Annotated in this window: 12 protein-coding genes; 9 read left to right on the top strand and 3 right to left on the bottom strand. The window is 71.5% G+C overall.

Annotated elements, in window-relative coordinates:
• Nucleotides 1-35 precede the first annotated feature (35 nt).
• Nucleotides 36-5,378, top strand: a complete 5,343-nt coding sequence (locus WMF12_RS22585; protein WP_437873584.1) for a hypothetical protein — start codon at nt 36-38, stop codon at nt 5,376-5,378.
• 52 nt (nt 5,379-5,430) lie between these two features.
• Nucleotides 5,431-6,354, top strand: a complete 924-nt coding sequence (locus tag WMF12_RS22580; protein ID WP_437873583.1) for a S66 peptidase family protein — start codon at nt 5,431-5,433, stop codon at nt 6,352-6,354.
• 12 nt (nt 6,355-6,366) lie between these two features.
• On the opposite strand, the gene WMF12_RS22575 is transcribed toward WMF12_RS22580, so the two are convergent.
• The gene (locus tag WMF12_RS22575) at nt 6,367-7,293 is read right to left on the bottom strand and encodes a lysophospholipid acyltransferase family protein (RefSeq protein WP_012236893.1); all 927 of its coding nucleotides are present in this window, start codon (nt 7,291-7,293) and stop codon (nt 6,367-6,369) included.
• Between the two features lie 99 nt (nt 7,294-7,392).
• On the opposite strand from WMF12_RS22575, the gene WMF12_RS22570 reads away from it, so the two are divergent.
• From WMF12_RS22570 to WMF12_RS22560, 3 genes are all read left to right on the top strand, one after another.
• Nucleotides 7,393-8,358 carry an NAD-dependent epimerase/dehydratase family protein gene (locus WMF12_RS22570; RefSeq protein ID WP_437873884.1) on the top strand — a complete coding sequence of 322 codons (966 nt, stop codon included), beginning with the start codon at nt 7,393-7,395 and terminating at the stop codon, nt 8,356-8,358.
• Nucleotides 8,359-8,366: 8 nt separating this feature from the next.
• Nucleotides 8,367-9,032 carry a class I SAM-dependent DNA methyltransferase gene (locus WMF12_RS22565; RefSeq protein WP_437747682.1) on the top strand — a complete coding sequence of 222 codons (666 nt, stop codon included), beginning with the start codon at nt 8,367-8,369 and terminating at the stop codon, nt 9,030-9,032.
• An 86-nt stretch (nt 9,033-9,118) separates the two neighbouring features.
• Complete coding sequence (locus WMF12_RS22560; protein WP_437873582.1) at nt 9,119-10,420, top strand: hypothetical protein; 1,302 nt, start codon at nt 9,119-9,121, stop codon at nt 10,418-10,420.
• A gap of 255 nt (nt 10,421-10,675) precedes the next feature.
• Here WMF12_RS22560 and WMF12_RS22555 read toward each other — a convergent pair whose 3' ends face one another.
• Together WMF12_RS22555 and WMF12_RS22550 are read right to left on the bottom strand one after the other, a co-directional pair.
• Nucleotides 10,676-11,716, bottom strand: a complete 1,041-nt coding sequence (locus WMF12_RS22555; RefSeq protein WP_437873581.1) for a hypothetical protein — start codon at nt 11,714-11,716, stop codon at nt 10,676-10,678.
• A 30-nt stretch (nt 11,717-11,746) separates the two neighbouring features.
• Entirely contained in the window at nt 11,747-14,941 is a 3,195-nt protein-coding gene (locus tag WMF12_RS22550) for a TonB-dependent receptor (RefSeq protein WP_437873580.1), read from the bottom strand.
• Between the two features lie 266 nt (nt 14,942-15,207).
• On the opposite strand from WMF12_RS22550, the gene WMF12_RS22545 reads away from it, so the two are divergent.
• The 4 genes from WMF12_RS22545 to WMF12_RS22530 all read left to right on the top strand — a co-directional run bounded on the left by WMF12_RS22545 (nt 15,208) and on the right by WMF12_RS22530 (nt 17,867).
• Nucleotides 15,208-16,002, top strand: a complete 795-nt coding sequence (locus WMF12_RS22545) for an energy transducer TonB (protein ID WP_437873579.1) — start codon at nt 15,208-15,210, stop codon at nt 16,000-16,002.
• A gap of 168 nt (nt 16,003-16,170) precedes the next feature.
• Nucleotides 16,171-16,887 carry a MotA/TolQ/ExbB proton channel family protein gene (locus tag WMF12_RS22540; RefSeq protein WP_437747677.1) on the top strand — a complete coding sequence of 239 codons (717 nt, stop codon included), beginning with the start codon at nt 16,171-16,173 and terminating at the stop codon, nt 16,885-16,887.
• 111 nt (nt 16,888-16,998) lie between these two features.
• Complete coding sequence (locus WMF12_RS22535; protein ID WP_437554962.1) at nt 16,999-17,415, top strand: ExbD/TolR family protein; 417 nt, start codon at nt 16,999-17,001, stop codon at nt 17,413-17,415.
• 5 nt (nt 17,416-17,420) lie between these two features.
• Complete coding sequence (locus WMF12_RS22530; protein WP_437873578.1) at nt 17,421-17,867, top strand: ExbD/TolR family protein; 447 nt, start codon at nt 17,421-17,423, stop codon at nt 17,865-17,867.
• Nucleotides 17,868-17,926: the final 59 nt, after the last annotated feature.

Here is a 17,926-nt window from a genome sequence, read left to right as displayed (position 1 = left end):
TGTAACTTCGCCGCGCACCGATGGATCCCCGGGAGATGGAAACGCTCGTCCAGCGGCTCGTCACGAATCCGCATGACGGGGAAGCCCTGGCGTATGCTCACCGAGCCGGGGAGCAGGACCCGCGCTCGTACGCCATGCTGCTCGAGCGCGTCGGCAGCTCCACCGCAGATCCATCGTACGCGGCGCACTGGCTGAGCGAGGCCGCGAACGTGTGGTCGACCACCATCGGCGACGCGCACCACGCCGCGCGGACGCTCATGATCGCCATCGACAAGGATCCGACGCAGCGGACCGCGGCGGAGCGGCTGGCGCAGCTCTACCGCGACAAGGGCGATCAGAAGGCGCTCGTCGCGCTCCTGGAGCGGCTCGTCAAGGCGCTCACGCCGCTGCTCTTCGAGCGGCCCGAGGTGCGCGCGCAGGTCTCGACCCTGCACGAGGAGCTCGGCCGGCTGTGGAGCGAGCCGCCGCTCTCGCGGCCGGAGCGCGCCCTCGAGAACTGGCGCCGCCTGGCGGAGCTCGATCCGCACAACGTCTACGCCATCTACGCCGCCCGCGAGATGCTGAAGGCCCAGCAGCAGTACGCCGAGGCGATCCCGTACTTCGCGATGGAGCAGGCGCTCGTCGACGACCCGGATCGGCGGCTCGCCCTGCTGCGCGACGAGGCCGACATCCGGCGCCGCGCCGGCGATCTCGCGGGCTCCACCGTGGCGCTGCGGAACGCGCGCGCGTTCGTGCCGCACGACATGGGGCTCATCCAGGCGCTCGGCGTCGCCATCGTCGACCGCATCGAGGCGGGCGAGCCGGTGCCGCAGCCAGAGCGCGACGAGGCCGCGGAGCTCTTCGTGGCGCTCGCGGAGACGTACGACGGGGAGTACGGCTACTCGTACTCGGTCTACGCCCTCCGCGCGGCGCCCGGGCACGATCGCGCGATGCAGCTCGCCGACCATTACGGGAAGCAGCTGGGCCGCATCGCGGAGCTCCGCCCGCGCTACCTCGCCTACCTCCAGGTCAACCCGAACGGGTTCATGGCCCCCGAGGCGCGCAAGCGGGCGTCCGTGCCGCCCCCCCCGCGGCTGCCGTCGGTGCCGCCGCCGCCCATGGGTGTGGCTGCCGCGCCTGCGCACCGGTCGTCGGTGCCGCCCAGCGCGGGAGCCGTCCTTGCGCATGCGTCCGTGCCACCCTCGGGCGTCCTCTCGTCGCCGGCTGCCGCTGGGCTGGTCGAGCCGGGGGTGGCCGCGTTCGCGCCGGCGTCTTCGTTCGCTCCCGCGCCGGGGTCGACGGCGCCGGACACGCTGGCTTCGCCCGCGGATGCCGCGGCGCCGGCCTCCGGGGGGGCGTACGGCCTGGCCGGCGCCGCGCCGGCGCCTGATGCCCTCGGCGGCTCGGCTCCCTCGGAGGCGCTGCAGCCGCCGAGGGAGGAGCCGGCCGAGCTCCGCAAGCCGCTGACGCTCGCCAAGCTCCGCGAGGTGCTCAAGGGCGAGCCGGCCAACCCGGACGTGCTCGCGCAGGTCGAGGAGCAGCTGCGCCAAAAGCGGATGTTCGTCGAGCTGCGGGACGTCCTGCTCGCGGCGGCGCGCGTCCCCGAGGCGCCCATCGAGCGCAGGAAGGCGCAGCTGCGCGACGTCGCCGGGCTTTGCGAGGCGCAGCTGCGCGACGTCGACTCGGCGGTCCAGGCCTGGAAGCTGCTCTCCGAGCTCGATCCCGGCGACGCGCAGGCGCAGGCCGAGCTAAGGCGGCTGCTCGAGCGGAGCTCGCGGTGGGACGACCTCGCCGCGCTGCTCGAGCACGACGCCGCGGCGACGCCCGACGTCGCGCAGAGGGTCGAGATCGAGAAGGCGCTCGTCGCGCTCCATGAGCAAAAGCGCCGCGACCCCATCGCGGCCGCGGAGGCGTGGGTGCGGATCGCGGGCCTCATGCCTGACGACGGCGCGGCGCTCCTGTCCGCCGTCAAGCTCTTCGAGCGCGGCGAGCGCTTCGATCTCGCTGCGCGGGTCCTCTCCGACGCGACCTCCTGGTTCCAGGGGAAGCTGAACCACGGGCCGCTCCTTCAGAAGCTCGGCGAGCTCCGGATGCGGCTCGATGAGCCGGGCGCCGCCGGCGACGCCTACGGCCAGGCCGCCGAGCTGCTGCGCCAACCGAGGCTGTGGGAGCTCGCGCAGAAGGCCTACGTCGCGGCGGGGCGGCTCGCCGAGGCGGCGAGGGCGCTCTGCGAGCGCGCGCTGCTCGCGGACCGCAAGGCGCGTCCGGCGCTCCTCGTCCAGGCCGCCGAGCTGCTCCTCAGCGCCGGGGACGTCGACGGCGCGCTCGACCGCGTCGAGCGCGCCATCGAGATCGATCCGGCGACCGACGCCGCCCCCGCGATCGAGGATCTCTACCGGCGCGCCCATCGGTGGCCCGAGCTCGTGCGGTTCCTCCTGAGCCGGGCCGAGGTGCTCGGCGACAGGGCGGAGCGCGTCGCGGCGCGGCGGGCCGCGGCGGCCCTGCAGCGCGAGCTCGGCGATCGCGACGGGGAGCGCGCGACGCTCACGCTCCTGCTCGCCGACGGCGATGACGCCGAGGCCATCGAGCGGCTGGCCCAGGACGCAGGCGAGCGTGGCGATCACCAGCAGGGCGCGGAGCTCCTCCGCAAGCTCGGCGATCTGACGGACAGCGAGCCCGGCAAGATCTCGCTCGCCCTGCGCGAGGCGCGCATGCTCGCGGAGGGCCCCGGCGACCTCGAGGCCGCGATCGCGCGCTACGAGGCGGTCGTGGCGACGCTCGATCCGCAGAACCGGATCGCGCTGCAGGGGATCGCCGATCTGGAGGAGCGGCGCGGCAACCCGAGGGGGGTCGCGGGCGCGCTCGAGCGTGAGCTCGTGCTCGTGTACGGCCACGACCAGGTCGACATCGCGCAGCGGCTCGCGGCGCTGTACGAGGGCCCGCTCGACGATCCGCGCGGCGCCGTCCGGGCGCTCGAGATCGTCCACGCCGTCGAGCCGGACGACCTCGACGCGGTCGCCCGGCTCCTGCGGCTCGCCGAGCGGCTGAACGACTGGCCGAAGGTCGCGCGCCTGATGGCGATCCTGATCGAGGTGGAGGGCGACGACGACGAGGCGTCGCAGATGACCCGGCGCCTCGCCGAGATCCTCGACCAGCAGCTGGGCAAGAGCGATGAGGCGCTGGCGCTCCTGGAGCGGCTCGCCGATCAGGGCGACGAGCCGTGCCGAGAGGCGTACGTCGCGCTCGGCGACCGGCACGGGTGGAAGGGGATCGTCGCGACCAAGCTGGTCGCCTGGAACGAGTCGATCGCGCGCGCGGGGCGCGAGGTCGCCCTGCGCGGGGCCTTCGAGCGTTTCGTGGAGGTCGGTCGCCAGAAGGACGCCGCGCGCGTGGCGATGGAGCTCGCGCGCTCCCGCACCGCCGACGCCGGCCTCGCGGAGAAGCTCGAGGCGATCGCGGTGGAGCTCCAGGATCGCGAGGCCCTCACCGTCGCGCACGAGCTCCTCGCGAGGGATCTCTCGGGCGCGGCCCGGGCGGCCGAGCTCGTGCGGCAGGCCGAGGTCCGGGTCTCCGTGGGCGCCGATCCGCTGGAGTCGATCCACCACGGCGAGGGCGCGCTCGCGAGCGTGTCGACCGCCGAGGTCGAGCCGCTGCTCCAGCGGCTCGCGGCGCTGGCCGAGGCCCCGGGCCTCATCATCGATCTCTTCGAGCGCCAGGTCAGCCGGTGCCGCACGCCGGCCGATCGCCTCGCGGCTCTCGTCCGCGCCGCCCAGATCGCCTGCGAGCGTGGCGCCATCGACCGGGCGAGGAGCTTCTTCGAGCTGGCCCTCGGCGGCGGCGTCCAGGAGGAGACGATCGCCACGCTCGAGCAGGTGGCGCGGGACGACGACGAGCGGTCGCGGTCGACGGCGCTGCGCACGGTCCTCGCCGAGGCGCTCGCGGCCGGCGGCCAGGGCTCGCGCGACGGCGGCCGCACCCGGGCGGCGCTCCTGCGGCGCGCGGCCACGATCGCCTACCAGGATCTCGGCGACGTCGACCGCGCCTTCGGCTGGCTGGGCGGCGCCGTGCTCACGCAGGTCGACGACGCTTCGCTCGACGCGCTCGAGGCCCTCGGGCGCGAGGTGGGCGACCTGCCCCGCGTCGGCGCGACGCTGGACCGCGCGCTGGACGAGGTCTTTGACGGCCCGCTCGTGCGCAAGCTCCTGCAGCGTCGCGCCAGGCTGCGGCGCGACGTGCTCGGCGACCGGCAGGGCGCCGCGGCGGATCTGAAGAAGCTTCACGATCTGTCGCCCTCGGATCAGGACGTGGTGAACGACCTGTCGGGTCTCCTGCTGGAGCTCGGCGATCACCGCGGCATGATCCAGCTCTACGAGGACCAGATCCTCCGCGGCCGCGATCCGGCGCAGCGGGCGGAGCTCGCGCGCAAGGTGGCGCGCCTCTGGGAGGAGGAGCTCGGCGAAGCGCGCGAGGCGGCGGACGCCTGGCGCCGCGTCCTCCGCATGAAGGCGGGCGATCCGGACGCGACCGCGGGCCTCGAGCGGGCCAAGACCGGCAAGCTCAAGCGCACCCCGCCGCCTCCTTCGCTGCCGACGCGCGCGCCGGGCCCGCCGCTGACCGAGCCGCCGCTCGCGCCCCGGGCGCCGGCGCTCGAGACGCTCGGCCTCGAGGCCGGCGCGGTGGCGGCGGTGAGCAACGGCTACGCGGGCTTCGAGGCGCACGAGGGCGTCGAGGCGCAGCCGGCCGCGGAGGCGCAGCTGGTTGCGGAGGCGCAGCCGGTTGAGGCGTACCCGGCGGCGGAGGTGTACCCGGCGGCGGAGGTGTACCCGGCGGCGGAGGCGTACCCGGCGGCGGAGGCGTACCCGGCGGCGGAGGCGTACCCGGCGGCGGAGGCGTACCCGGCGGCGGAGGCGTACCCGGCGGCGGAGGCGCTGTCGGCTCCCCAGGCGCAGCCGGCGGACGCCGCCGCCTCGCAAGCGCTGCCGGTCGAGCCGGAGCAGCAGGTCTGGGCCTACGGCGTCGCTGCGCACGCCGACGCGGCCGACGCGGGCAGCGGCGCTGCCGATGTCGATGTGGTTCTGCGCGAGGGGCAGAGGCTCCCTCTGGATAGCGCCACCCAGGTCATCCACGTTGCTCCAGCTGCGTATTCCGATGCGCCAGCCGCTCCCGCGCAGTGGTCGGAGTTCGACGCTCACGCAGGGCCGCGGACGCTCGGCGACGTCGATAACGGCGAGGCCCATCGAGCGCACGATGAGGCGCCCCTCTCGGCCCCTGCGCTGCCCGTCGCGCCCGCCGCCCCCATGGCGCCTGTCGTGCCGCCCTTACCTGGCTCCGACGCGATCGACGTCGACACGGATGCGGAAGACGTGGAGTTGATCGACGACGACCCAGGTGCTCGCTAGCTCTCCCCCGCCGATCCTGCCCCCGGCGCTACGGCCAGGCGATACCGTCGCGGTGATCGCCCCTTCCAGCCCGTTCGAGCACGTCCTCGCGCGGGTCGGCATCGGCTGGCTCGCCCAGCGCTACCGCGTCCTCTTCGACGCGGGCGAGGGGCCTCCGTTCGACGGCGACGGCCGGCGAGGCGGGCCGCCATCGCTGTCGGCGCCCTCCCATCACGGGCTGTTCGCGCGGGCCGGGTACCTGGCCGGCAGCGACGCCCGGCGCAGCGACGAGCTCGCCCGCGCGCTCTCGCACCCCGACGTCAGGGCCATCTTCGCGGCCCGCGGCGGCTACGGCGCGAACCGGTTCGTCCACCGGCTCGACTGGAGCGCCCTCGCAGCGCACCCCCGCTGGATCGTCGGCTTCTCCGACGTCACGGCCCTCCACGTCGAGGCAGCGCGCGCGGGCGTGGCGTCGCTTCATGGCGTCCATGTCACCGCGCTCGGGCGCGGCGACGCCCGCGCCCGCGCCGCGCTGATCCGCGCCCTCGAAGATCCGCTGGGTGAGCGCCGCTTCGATGGCCTCACCACGCTGCGCGCCGGCGTGGCCGAGGGGCCGCTCTTCGGCGGCAACCTGGCCCTGCTCCACGCCTGCGCCGCCGCGGGGCGGCTCCGGGTCCCGGAGGGGTGCATCCTCCTGCTCGAGGACGTCACCGAGCGGCCCTACCGCATCGATCGCATGCTCGCGACGCTGGAGGTCGGCGGCCACCTCGCCCCGGCCGCGGCGGTGGTCCTCGGCGACTTCGATCAGTGCGCGCCAGGCCCCGACGGCATCACGGTGGACGAGGTCCTCCGCGACAGGCTGCTCCCGCTGGGCATCCCCGTCGTCGCCGGGCTGCCGATTGGCCACGGCCATCGCAACGAGCCCGCCATCCTCGGCGGCCACGCGCGCGTCCTCGCTCACGGCCCCGACGCCGCGGTCACGCTGGCGGGCGCCTGAGCGGTCACGCGATCACCAGAAGACGCTCTTCCGCTCCTTCAGGCCGCGGTTCAGCATCGACTGGATCCGACCCTTCACGAGCGCCACCTTCTCCTGGATCACCGCGTCGTCGTCGTCGGGGTCGCCGTGGAACGTCATCGGCTCGCCGAAGTAGATCCGGTATCGGGTCGGCAGCGGCAGCTGGCCGCCGGGGAGCAGGAGCTGTGGGATGATCGGGAACGTCGGCATGCCGAGCGCCTTCGAGACCGACTCGAGGTTGCCGAGCGAGATGTACTGTTCCTCGCCCCCGATGACAGCGATGGGCACGATCGGCGTGTCGGTCTCGAGCGCGAGCCGCATGAACCCGAGCCCGAAGTCGAGCAGCTGATAGCGGCTGGAGAACCCCTTCGAGATCCCCTTCGTCCCCTCCGGGAACACCAGGATCGCCGCGCCCATGTCGAGCAGCCGGCGCGCGTTCTCGGGGACGCCGACCACCTGGCCCACGCGCGAGAAGAAGGTCGCCACGAACGGCAGCGTCTGCGTCCACTTCTCGACCATGCTCCGCATCACGCGCGGCGGCTCCGCGTCCAGGAACAGCGAGGCCGCGATGAGCATGCCGTCGAACGGGAGCTGGCCCGAGTGGTTCGCGATGAGGAGCACACGGCCGGCCGGGACACGCTCGATGCCGAACACCTCGGTCCGGAAATAGAAGCGATGAAAGAACGCGGCGACCCCGACCGCGTACTTCGCCCACTCCCGGTCGAGCCCGAACGGGTCGACCCCGTCCGCCGCGTGAGGCAGCGCGACCCGGCGCAGACGGTCCTCGAAATCCTGACCGAGCAGCCGGATTGTCGCGTCGTCGATCGTGCCGCGCAGGCTGTCGACCCCGACGCGCGCGAGCGGCAGCGCGCTGTGCGTGACGAAGTGGCTCAGCCTGGCGAGCGTCGTTCTGCTGGCCATGGGCGGCGGACGATAGCAAAACTCGCGTGGGCCTGCACCGGCACGAAGGGCTTGACCATCGGCCTCCTCGAAGCGACCGTCGCTCCGATGAGCGAACGAATGCTCGGTCGAGGCCGCCGTCCCGCCGCGGACACCGATCCGTCCCTCCGGTCTATCCTCATCACCGGCATCTGTGGTCGCCTCGGGCGGCGCCTGGCGCGGCGCCTCCACCGCGAGCGGCGCGTGATCGGCGTCGACCGGCGCAGCTTCGAGGGGCGCCCCAAGGACATCGAGCATCACCAGATCGACATCCGCCGCAAGAAGACCCAGGACATCTTCCGCCAGGAGCAGCTCGCCGCGGTGGTCCACCTCGGGGTCATGCACGATCCGCGGGTGAGCCAGATGGAGCACCACAGCTGGAACCTCGCTGGGTTCCAGCGGCTGCTCGAGTTCGTCGCGCAGTACGACGTGCCCAAGCTCATCGTGCTGTCGAGCGCGAACGCCTACGGGCCGCGCCCCGACAACCCGCAGTTCATCACCGAGGACGCCCCGCTGCTCGGCGGCGCGTCGTTCAGCGAGATCCGCGACCTCATCGAGGTCGACATGCTGGCGCAATCGTTCTTCTGGAAGCACCCCCAGACCGAGACGGTCATCCTCAGGCCGGTCCACATCCTCGGCTCCGTGCGGAACGCGCCGTCGAACTACCTCCGGCTCAACGTGATCCCGACCCTCCTCGGCTTCGATCCGATGGTGCAGGTCATTCACCAGGACGACGTGGTCTCCGCGATCCTCGCGGCGCTCCGCCCCGGCGTGCGCGGGATCTTCAACCTCGCCGGGCCCGCGCCGCTGCCGCTCTCGCGCGTCATCGAGATGACCGGCCGGACGCGCGCGGCGATCCCCCACTTCGTCATGCAGACGATCATCCCGCGGCTCTGGCGGTTCAGGGCGACCTCGTTCCCGGCCCCCGAGCTCGATCACATCCGCTACGTGTGCATGGTCGACGATCGGCGGGCGCGCGACATCCTCGGCTACACGCACGAGCACGACATCCAGGAGACCGTGCAGGCGGTCGACGACATCACCTGAAAGGCGTCATGAAGCGAGCGACCCGGATCGAGCGGCTCGTCGACTACTACGAGGACTTCGCGCCCGACTACGTCTCCACCTGGAAAGACATCCAGCACTACGAGAAGCCCGTGCGCGCGTTCCTGCGCGAGGTGGTCGCCGACGGCGCCCGCGTGCTCGACGCGGGCTGTGGCCCGGGCCACCTCACGCGCGATCTCCCGCCGTCCGTCGAGGTCGTGGGCTTCGACATCGCCGAGGGGATGCTCGAGATCGCGCGCGAGAAGCGGCCCCACGGCGCCTATCACCGGCACGACTACCATCTCCCGATCCCCCGCTCCTGGGGGCGGTTCGACGTCGCCCTCGCGCTCGGCACCCTCGAGTTCTGCGACGATCTCTCGCTCGTGCTCAAGAACCTGGCCGGCGCGATGCGCCCCGGCGGCCGCCTGCTGGTGAGCATCGTCGAGCGGAGGCCGAACGTCCGGCTCCACGAGCGCCACGCGCGCCCGCTCTCCGACGCCGAGCTGACCGGCGTGAAGATGTATCTTTACACCTTCGCCGAGCAGACGGATGCCATCCTGGGTTCTGGCCTGCTCCCGCGCAGCTACCGGCTCCACCCCGGCTGGCGACACACCGAGTACGACGTCGACGTGCTCTACGCGCTCTGGGACCTCGAGGTCTCACGCGGCGGCCGGTGATCACCCTGGACAGCGCGGCGAGCCTTTCCGCGCCGCGCTGTCCAGGGTATCTCGTGGAGAGTCGTGGAGAGGAGAGCCACGGTTCGATGGAAGTGAAGCTCGGCGGCACCTTCCTGACCTGCGCGATGGGGCCGCTGCACCACGCCGGCGCGTGCATGCAGGCGAGCCGGGTGCCGGAGGGGCTCCGCGAGCTGGCGCCGGAGGGGCTCCTCGGAGGCTTCCAGCGCGGCGTCGATCAAGCCGCGAAGCTCGCGGGCGTGCGCCGGGAGGACGTCGAGCGCCTCCTCCCGATGGCCGACGTGCGCGAGGCCATCGAGCGGCTCGGCGACAGCCAGTCCGAGGCGCTCCTCGCCTGGGATGTCTACGCCGGGCGCATCGGCGGGCTGCTCGAGGGCGTCGCCGAGGTGACCGATCACGGTCGGGCCCCCGACGCCGGCATGTGGCTCGAGCGGCTGGCGAACAAGGTCCGGCGCGATCGCCCCTTCGCGGAGCCGCTCCAGGTGCTCGCCGAGGACATCGCGCAATGGCAGGTGATGATCGGCCGCTGCCGCAAGCTGCTCGACGAGAGCGGCGGCGGCGCGCTCGCCAAGGCGTATCGCCGGCGGAGGCTCCGCAGGATCGCGTCGATCGTGGTGTCGGCGCTCGTGATCGTCGCGGCGCTGTCGGTGATCGTGCGGCTCCGCGCCGCCCGCGCGCGCGTCGATGCGGTCCTGGGGCGCCCGGAGGTGTGCGCGGTCCGCGACATCGCGGAGGACGATCTCGGCCGCGCGGCGAGCGAGCAGCAGCGGCGCGTGGCCGCGCGGCTCGAGCAGTGCGCCGCGGTGGAGGCCCGAGAGGCGCGCGAGCGTGAGGAGCGGCTGCGCGCCGAGGAGAGGGCCCGCGAGGAGCAACGGCTGCGCGCGGAGCGCGACGAGAAGTGCGCCGCGCTCGCCGTGCGGTTCAAGGCGGGGGCGTTCTCGGACGACGACGGCAAGATCGCCGGCGTGGAGAAGGATCTGCTCCGGCGGATCGCGGGGCGGAGGCTCCTCGCCACCGACGTCGGACCGGCCGGTCCCGCGCTGCCGTGCGAGGGCGCGCGCGGCGGCGACGAGCTGCGCGCCGCCTTCGCGGACGCCCTGGTCGCGTCGGTCTGGACGTGGGCGCCGGCCGCCGATCCCGGCCCGAAGCTCGGCGATTTGCTCGTGGCGCGGCGCGCGGAGCTGCCCCCCCGCGCCCAGACGATGCTCGCGGTCCGGACCGGATACGAGTCCAAGCGGGCCATCGTATCGGGCGATCCGGCGGCGCTCGAGCGGGCGTCGCGCCTGTGCGCGCTCACGGCGAAGCTCGAGATCGCGAGCGGGGCCGGCTGCGCGGCGCTGGCGAGGCTGGCCGTCAAACCCGCGCCGTGAGCCGGCGGTCCGAGGGATCGCGACGTGAGCTGCGCTGACCTCGGGGCCGCCGGTCGAGCGCGTCGTCGCGGACGCTCATCACCTCTCGCTCAACCATCGACCATCGCCGGCGCTGCGCGGGGAACAGGGGCTCTTCGAGCCCGCCGCCTTCGGACGACCAGGGATGCGTCTGGGCGATGACGTTTTACGGGAGGTGAGGGGAGAGGGGCCGGAGGAGCGCGGGCGGGACGATGGGCGCCCCGCCCGCCAGGTTGCCTATTTCAGGGCGGGGATGGAGTCCGCGTCGAGCACGCACAGGCCCGCGCCGGCGTCGCACTTCACCTTGAGCTCCGGGGAGATGCGAGGATTCACGCAGAGGGCATCATCGCCCTTGTCGGTGGGGATCGGAGCGCCCCCGGGCTCGGGATTCGGGGCGTAGACCCGACAATCGATGGCGGGCCAAACTCCGACGACCTTGTACGTCGCCGAGCAGCTCTCCTCCGAGTAGGTGACTTCTGCCTCGAATTGATTGCCGAGGTTGGCGGCTGTCACGTACACGCGCATGTTGCGCCACTCGAGCTTGTGCGATCCCGGCGCCACCGGCGGTGCGCCGCCTTCCCCACCGCCGCCCTCGCCCGCACCGCCGTCGCCGGCACCACCGGCTCCGCCAGCGCCGCCTTCCCCGGCGCCACCGGCACCGCCTTCCCCGGCGCCACCGGCACCGCCAGCGCCGCCTTCCCCGGCGCCACCGGCACCGCCTTCCCCGGTGCCACCGGCACCGCCAGCGCCGCCTTCCCCGGCGCCACCGGCACCGCCGGCGCCGCCCTCGCCGCCGGCGCCGCCCTTGCCGCCGGCGCCGCCTTCCCCGGCGCCGCCCTCGCCGCCGGGCAGCAACACCACCTCGGCGGGATCGAACGTCGGCACCGTGCAGATCTCGTTGTCATCCGGTTCGCGCGCCGCGAAGGCACCGATCGCGAACGGGTTCAGATCCGGATTCGGGTCGATCGCGGCGCCGCCGCGGTACCAAGTGCCGAATTCCAGGGTCTGGATCGCGACGAGCTTCTCGCTGTCGGGGAGCTTGTCGCCATTCTCGTCCGGATTGTACACCTGCATCCCGACCAGCTCGACAGTCCCGTCCTTCCGAGCACACGGGCCCTCGGCATCCCCGTCGATCCGGGTGAACTTCGTTGCGAACGCGGACCCGAGGGCGCCGCCGACCGTGCACTCGGGCTTGGGCTGCGAGCAGCCCGGAGACATCGCCGCGAGCGGTGAGAGCGCCGCGAGCCCTGCCATCCAAACAAGCCATCGCTTCTTCATCGCTTGCATCCTTTCCCGCGCGCGACGCGCCTAGAACGTCACCCGCGCGCCGAACCGGAACTGCCGCGGTGTCTGGAACTGCGTCGGCTCACCGTAGTTCGGGTTCACGGCCTTGGGATCGAGCGGCTCGCCGGTGTTGTGGTCCTTCACGCATGTCGGGCCGCTGCTCGGATTCAGATCTTCCTTCGTTCCACCGACGCAGGGGTCGACGTACGCGGTCGTGTAGCGCTGGTCCACCTGGACGGTCTCCTGGAAGTTGAAGATGTTGAAGACATCCATGGTGACGGTGAGCTCGCTGTCCTTCGCGAGCTTGACCGAATAGCCGATGTGACCGTCGATGTTGTGGATCCAGGGGAGGCGGCCGCCCTCGCCTCGAGGCAGGATGAACGTCTCGTCGGAGCCATACAGGTAGTGCGCTCCCCAGTAGTCGATGGGGGCGCCTGAGCGGGACCTGTACGTGAGGCCGAGGTCGAGGACCATGCCCTTCGGGAGCTCGATCGCCTTCGCGCCGTAGACCTTGATCTCGTGCGTGTTGTCGCCGGGCAGGGCCCCATCGCGGTTGACGAGGAGCGACGCCAGATCGAACTCCGTGTTCATGTTCGGATCGAGCTGGTCGGTCTCAGGCTTGAAGAGGCCCGGGTAGTTGCCTCGCAGGTACGACAGCGTATAGCTCACCTGGGCGAGCCACAGGTCGGAGAAGATCTTGTTGAAATACAGGGTCAGCGCGTCGTAATCGCGCCTCGCCTCCGTGAAGTCCTTGGCGATCCCCTTCCCGGGGTTGCCGATGAAGTAGGTGTTCGCCTCGTCCCGGCTCATGTCCTCGATGACGTTGTTCATCCAGCGCTTCGTGTACAGCGCGCCGACACGCCCGTTCGGGATGACCTCGTACTCGCCGCCGATCACGATCTCGTCGGACGACTGCGGCTCGAGATCCGGATCCACCGGGGCCTTGCCGCCGCCGAACGTGAACCAGTTCTTGTTCGGATCATGGTTCAAGACCCCTGGAGCGCCGAAGGCCTCGTCGATCGGGACCCGGCTGTCGTCGTTCCGGCACTGCCCTTCGCCATAACCCGTCGCGTCCTCGGGGTTCCCAGGGTTACAGCCGCTGGCGCCGCCCCGGTGGTAGGAGCGGGTGTACCGCTCGTCGCCGAACGTGCGATCCATGATGTCGAGGGGGACGCTCTCGTAATACCGCGCGTAGTTCGCGAACACCTTCGACCGACCCTCCTGCGTGATGTCGTAGACGACGCCCACGCGCGGAGACCACTGGTTCGCGAGCGCCAGCCCGAGCTTGCCGTCGCTCGCGTACAGGTACTGCGCGTCGTAGCGCACGCCGATGTTCAACGTCACCCGATCGAGGATGCTCCAGCTGTCCTGCGCGAAGGCGCCGATCGTCGCGCCGAGCGACGACACCGTGAGCTTGTCCTGGATCACATAGTCCCTGGCGCCGGGGCCGGTCGCCAGGCCGTCCGGGCCGGTCAGGAAGCCGAGCTGTCGCTCGTCGTGGGACATGTTCCCGTCCCCCTCCTCCACGTAGGTGGTGCCGCCCGCGTACGCCTTGATGTGCTTGTACGTCGTGATCTCGCCGTCGATGCCGGCCTTGACCACGTGGTGCCCGAGCCCCTCGAAGATGCTCGTCACCATCGCCTTCAGCTGGAAGCGGTTGAGCGAGGCGTCGTCGATGAAGTCGGGGCCGCCTTGCCAGTACTGGCGCACCGCGCAGGGCACCGCGGCGACCTCGCCGGTCTCCGTTTCCAGCGGCTCGCACATGGCCCGGGCTTCGGGGGAGAGCGTCTCGAAATCGTAGATCGAGTACGGGTTCGGGGAGTACCGCTGCCAGACCATGAGGGGCACGCCCGCCAGGCCCTCGTGCGTCCCGAGCTCCGAGCCGTCCGGGGGCAGCCGCGCGCTCCGCTGGCCGTGCCAGCCGAGCGTCGCGTCGAGGAGCAGGGTCTTGTTCTTGAACGCAGACGACCACTTCAACGCGACGTCGGTGGACGACGCCACGTACTCGTGCGCCATCGCGCCATACTCGCCGATGATGTTGGAGAGCTCGGTCACGCCCTGCTGCGGGTCGAACCCGAAGGTGCCGTTGCCGCCCGAGGTGGAGGGCGAGCCGTAGACGGAGAGCGCCACGCTGTGGTCCGGATCGATCTGGTAGGTCAGCTTCCCGAGGTACTGCAGCGTCTGCTCCTCGGCGCGGTAGAAGCGCTGCGTTCCCGGCAGCCGGTCGACGACGTTGAGCCCGGTCTTGGGATCCGTCACCGGCTCGAACGTGGTGGGGTCGTAGCGCGTGGCGAACAGGTTGCGCTCCATCGAGTTGCTCTTGAACGCGAGATCGGCGCCCGCGTAGAACCAGAGCTTGTCCTTCAGGATGGGGCCGCCGACCTCGAACCCGTAGTCGCGGATGGACGACAGGGCCGCGTCCGTCTGGATGGTCTCGCCCTGGCGACGGACCGCCTTGGGCGCGCCCTCGAGGATGCCGGGCGTGATGTTGAAGAAGACCGAGCCCTGGAACGCGTTGCCGCCGCTCTTCGTGACGACATCGAGGACGCCCCCGGTCGCGCGGCCGAACTCGGGCATGTACCCGCCGGCCACCACGTTGACCTCCTTGATGAACTCCATGGTGAGCGGCGTGCCGACGATCCCGTAGGCCGGGTCGTTCACCGACAGGCCGTCGATCACGTACTGGTTCTCGGGGGAGGAGGTGCCGGCGATGGACGTGCCGAACTCGTCGGCCTGCGCCCCGGGCGTGGTCGCGGCGACCGACTCGAAGGAGCGGGTCGTGGCGCCCTTCCCCGTGGGGGGCGAGACGGCGATGCGCCGGGTGAAGTCCTGGGTGATGCTCTGGCTCACGCTGCTCGAGCCGACGTCGACCGTCGGCGCGCGGCCGACGACGACGATCTCCGCCGCCTTGAGCGCCTCCGGGAGCAGCTCGACGTTGACGCGGATGGTCGTCGCGGCGCGGACCGCGATCCCGCCGCGCGCGTACGGCTTGAACGCGTCCTTTTCGAAGCGCAGTGTGTAGTCGCCCGGCGGCAGGTTCGGGATACGGTACTGGCCAGTGCCGTCCGTGACGACCAGCTGCTCCCCTTGCAGCGCTGGCGATGTCGCCGTCACGACCACATCGGCGGCCGGCGCCCTGTTCGACGCGTCGACTACCCGCCCGAGGAGCACGCCGCTGCCCGTCTGCGCGAACGCAGGGTACGCGGTCAACAAAGTCATCGCGAGCAGCAGCAACGCCGCCCACGGCCCCAACGGCGCACGTGAGCGCCCTCCGTGTTCCAGCCTCTTTTCGAGAAACTTCACGGAATTCCCTCCAGAAGTGTATGCCCCTCGAGTCCTTCCTCACCCTAGACAGGAATCGCGCCAGACAATAGACTTTTTTGTAGGACTCGCTCGCTTGTGCACTCCGGGTAGGCGCCGCACGCTTCCATACGTCGCGGCTTCTCTACCTCGATCGGCTCGAGTCCTAGGAGTTACGACCCCTCATGTTCGACTCGGTACTCGGTCGCGCTACCGCCACCCAGGGGCGGCTAGGGACGGGGACAGCGCTCTCCATTGTCGCCCACGTGGCGGTCGCGGGGGCCATCCTCTGGCAGGCCACGCGCCCTCGAACCGAGAAGCCGAAGGACGTCGAGGTCACATTTTTCGCCCCGCCGCCGCCGCCGCCTCCTCCTCCTCCGCCACCGCCGCCTCCGGGCGGCGGCGCGAAGCGCCCGCCGAAGGTGGAGCGCATCGAGCAGCCGAAGCCCGTCAAGACGCCTGGCACCATCTACGACATGCCGGAGAAGCCCAAGGCCAAGGCGCCAGAGCCAAAGCCGGAGCCGGAGCCGGTCAAGGAGGATGCGCCGGAGCAGCCGGGCGGTGTCGAGGGGGGAGTCCAGGGCGGCGTTCGGGGGGGCACCGTCGGCGGCGAGGTCGGCGGGCAGATGGGCGGTCAGCTGGGCGGCAAAGTCGGCGGCCAGGTGGGCAGCACGGCGCCGCCGCAGAACGTGGTGCTGGCGTTCGGCCCTGGAATGGAGCGTCCGAAAGAGGTCTCAGGTTGCAAGCCCAGCTTCACGCGCGAAGCGCTCGCCGCCAGGGTCGAAGGCCTCGCGCTTGTCAAGTGCGTCATCACTCCTACGGGCAAGCTCACCAGCTGCAGGATCGCCAAAGGCCTGCCGCACATGAATGAGGCGATCCTGAACACGCTGACGACGACCTGCCGGTATACGCCCGTGATCTACCAGGGACGCCCCGTCTCCGTCGACTACACCATTCCCATCAGGCTGAAGATGCCATGAAGGCGTTCAGACGGGACGGGTATTGTTGAGAGGGCGGAGCACGTAGTAGAGAAGGGTGCGTGGTAGGTCCGCGCTGTCGTACTGTCGAGTCCGCTCCAGCGTCCAGAGTCGCTGTTTCAGCATAGTCAAAACCATCACGCCACATGGGGCGCCAGGAGGCGCGAGACGATGCAATTCACGTTGATCGAGCTGTGGGGCCACATGGGGCTCTTCGCGAAGCTGATTGTCTTCGCGCTGGCCATCATGTCCGTTGCGTCGCTGATCGTCCTGGGCGAGCGCATCGTCGTGTCGTTCCTGTCGCGCGCCGCCTCCCGCGCGTTCGCGGCGCGGGTGGGACCCATGCTCGCCCGGGGCGAGCTCGAGGGCGCCTGGACCGCCGCCAGGCCGGGCGGCGAGCTCGGCTATCTCGGGCGCGTCATCGGCGCCGGGCTCGCCGCTTATGCCTCGAGCACGCCCTCGCGGCTGCCGGCGCAGGGGCACGAGCGCGACGGCGTGTTCGAGTCGGTCTCGCGGGCGCTCGAGCGGCAGGCGCAGCGCGAGGTGCTCAGCCTGAAGCGAGGTTATGGACTGCTCGCCACGGTCGGATCCACGGCGCCGTTCGTCGGGCTGCTCGGGACGGTCATGGGCATCGTGACGGCGTTCCAGCAGATGGCGGCCGCTGGCTCCGGCGGCCTCGGCACCGTCTCGGCGGGTATCGCGGAGGCGCTCATCACGACCGCCTTCGGGCTGATCGTCGCGATCCCGGCCGTCATGGGCTACAACTATCTCCAGGGCTGGATCGAAGCCCGGGCGATCGACATCTCGGAGTCGTCGAACGAGCTCCTCGACGTCGTGGCGAAGCGGCTCGACGGGCGCCTCGCGCCGGCCGCCGAAGAGGCCGCTTGACAGGGGACCCGCGCGACACCCCGCGCGCCTCTCCGCGGAGCGCGGCGCCCGGCGCCTCGCGCCCGCGGCGCGGCGAGCGGTGACGCGCCCAGCAGGAAAGCGAGCGTTCCAATGGGCATGGGTGTCGGCCCGCAGAGGGGCCCCAAGAGCGAGATCAACGTCACGCCGCTCGTCGACGTCGTCCTCGTCCTGCTCATCATCTTCATGGTGGTCACGCCGATGCTCCAGCGCGGCAAGGACGTGAAGCTGCCGCAGGCCGCGAAGGTGGACGAGGAGAAGAAGGAGGTGGACCCGCTGATCCTCTCCGTGACGCTGGAGAAGACGGTGTGGGTCGAGAACGACAGATACGATGACGCCGGGCTGGCCGAGCGGCTCTCGCGCGAGTTCGCGGCGCAGCCGGGGCGCAAGGTGCTGGTCAAGGGGGACCAGCGCCTCTCGTTCGGCGACGTCCGCAGGGTGATGGAGACGGCGCGCAAGTCGGGCGCGAAGAGCGTCTCGCTGGCGGTCGAGGAGCTCAAGGGGAGATAGCGGCGATGAGCGCGAAGAGGAAGTTCGTCATCAAGCCGGCGGTGCCCCTGAACTCCGACATCAACGTGACGCCGCTCGTCGACGTCGTGCTGGTGCTGCTCATCATCTTCATGGTCGTGACGCCGCTGCTCGAGAAGGACATCGGCGTGCGCGTGCCGGACACCGAGCAGGTCAAGCAGGACACCCCCCCGCCGCCCGACCAGCTCGTCGTCCGGGTGAGCGCGCAAGGTGAGCTGCGGGTGAACGACGAGCGGGTCGAGCGCGCCGAGCTCGTGGGCACGCTCCGGCCGCTGATCGAGCGCTACAGCAGGCCTCAGGACAGGATCGTCTTCGTCGTCGCCGACGACGGCGCCGTCTACGGCACCGTCGTGGAGGTGCTCGACGGCGCGAAGGCCGCCGGCGCCCAGACGCTCGGCATGATGACCGAGCTCCCCGAAGCGCCGCCGCCCTGACAGCGGCGCGCTCTCTCGCCGCCTTGAGGTCGGGCGGCCAGGCGCGACGCGGCGCTTGC

Origin of the sequence: Sorangium sp. So ce363, assembly GCF_051520435.1 — a bacterium.
GTDB classification, from domain to species: Bacteria; Myxococcota_A; Polyangia; order Polyangiales; family Polyangiaceae; genus Sorangium; species Sorangium cellulosum_B.
The sequence above is the reverse complement of the archived record's forward strand: the minus strand, read 5'-3'. Positions and strand labels throughout refer to the sequence as shown.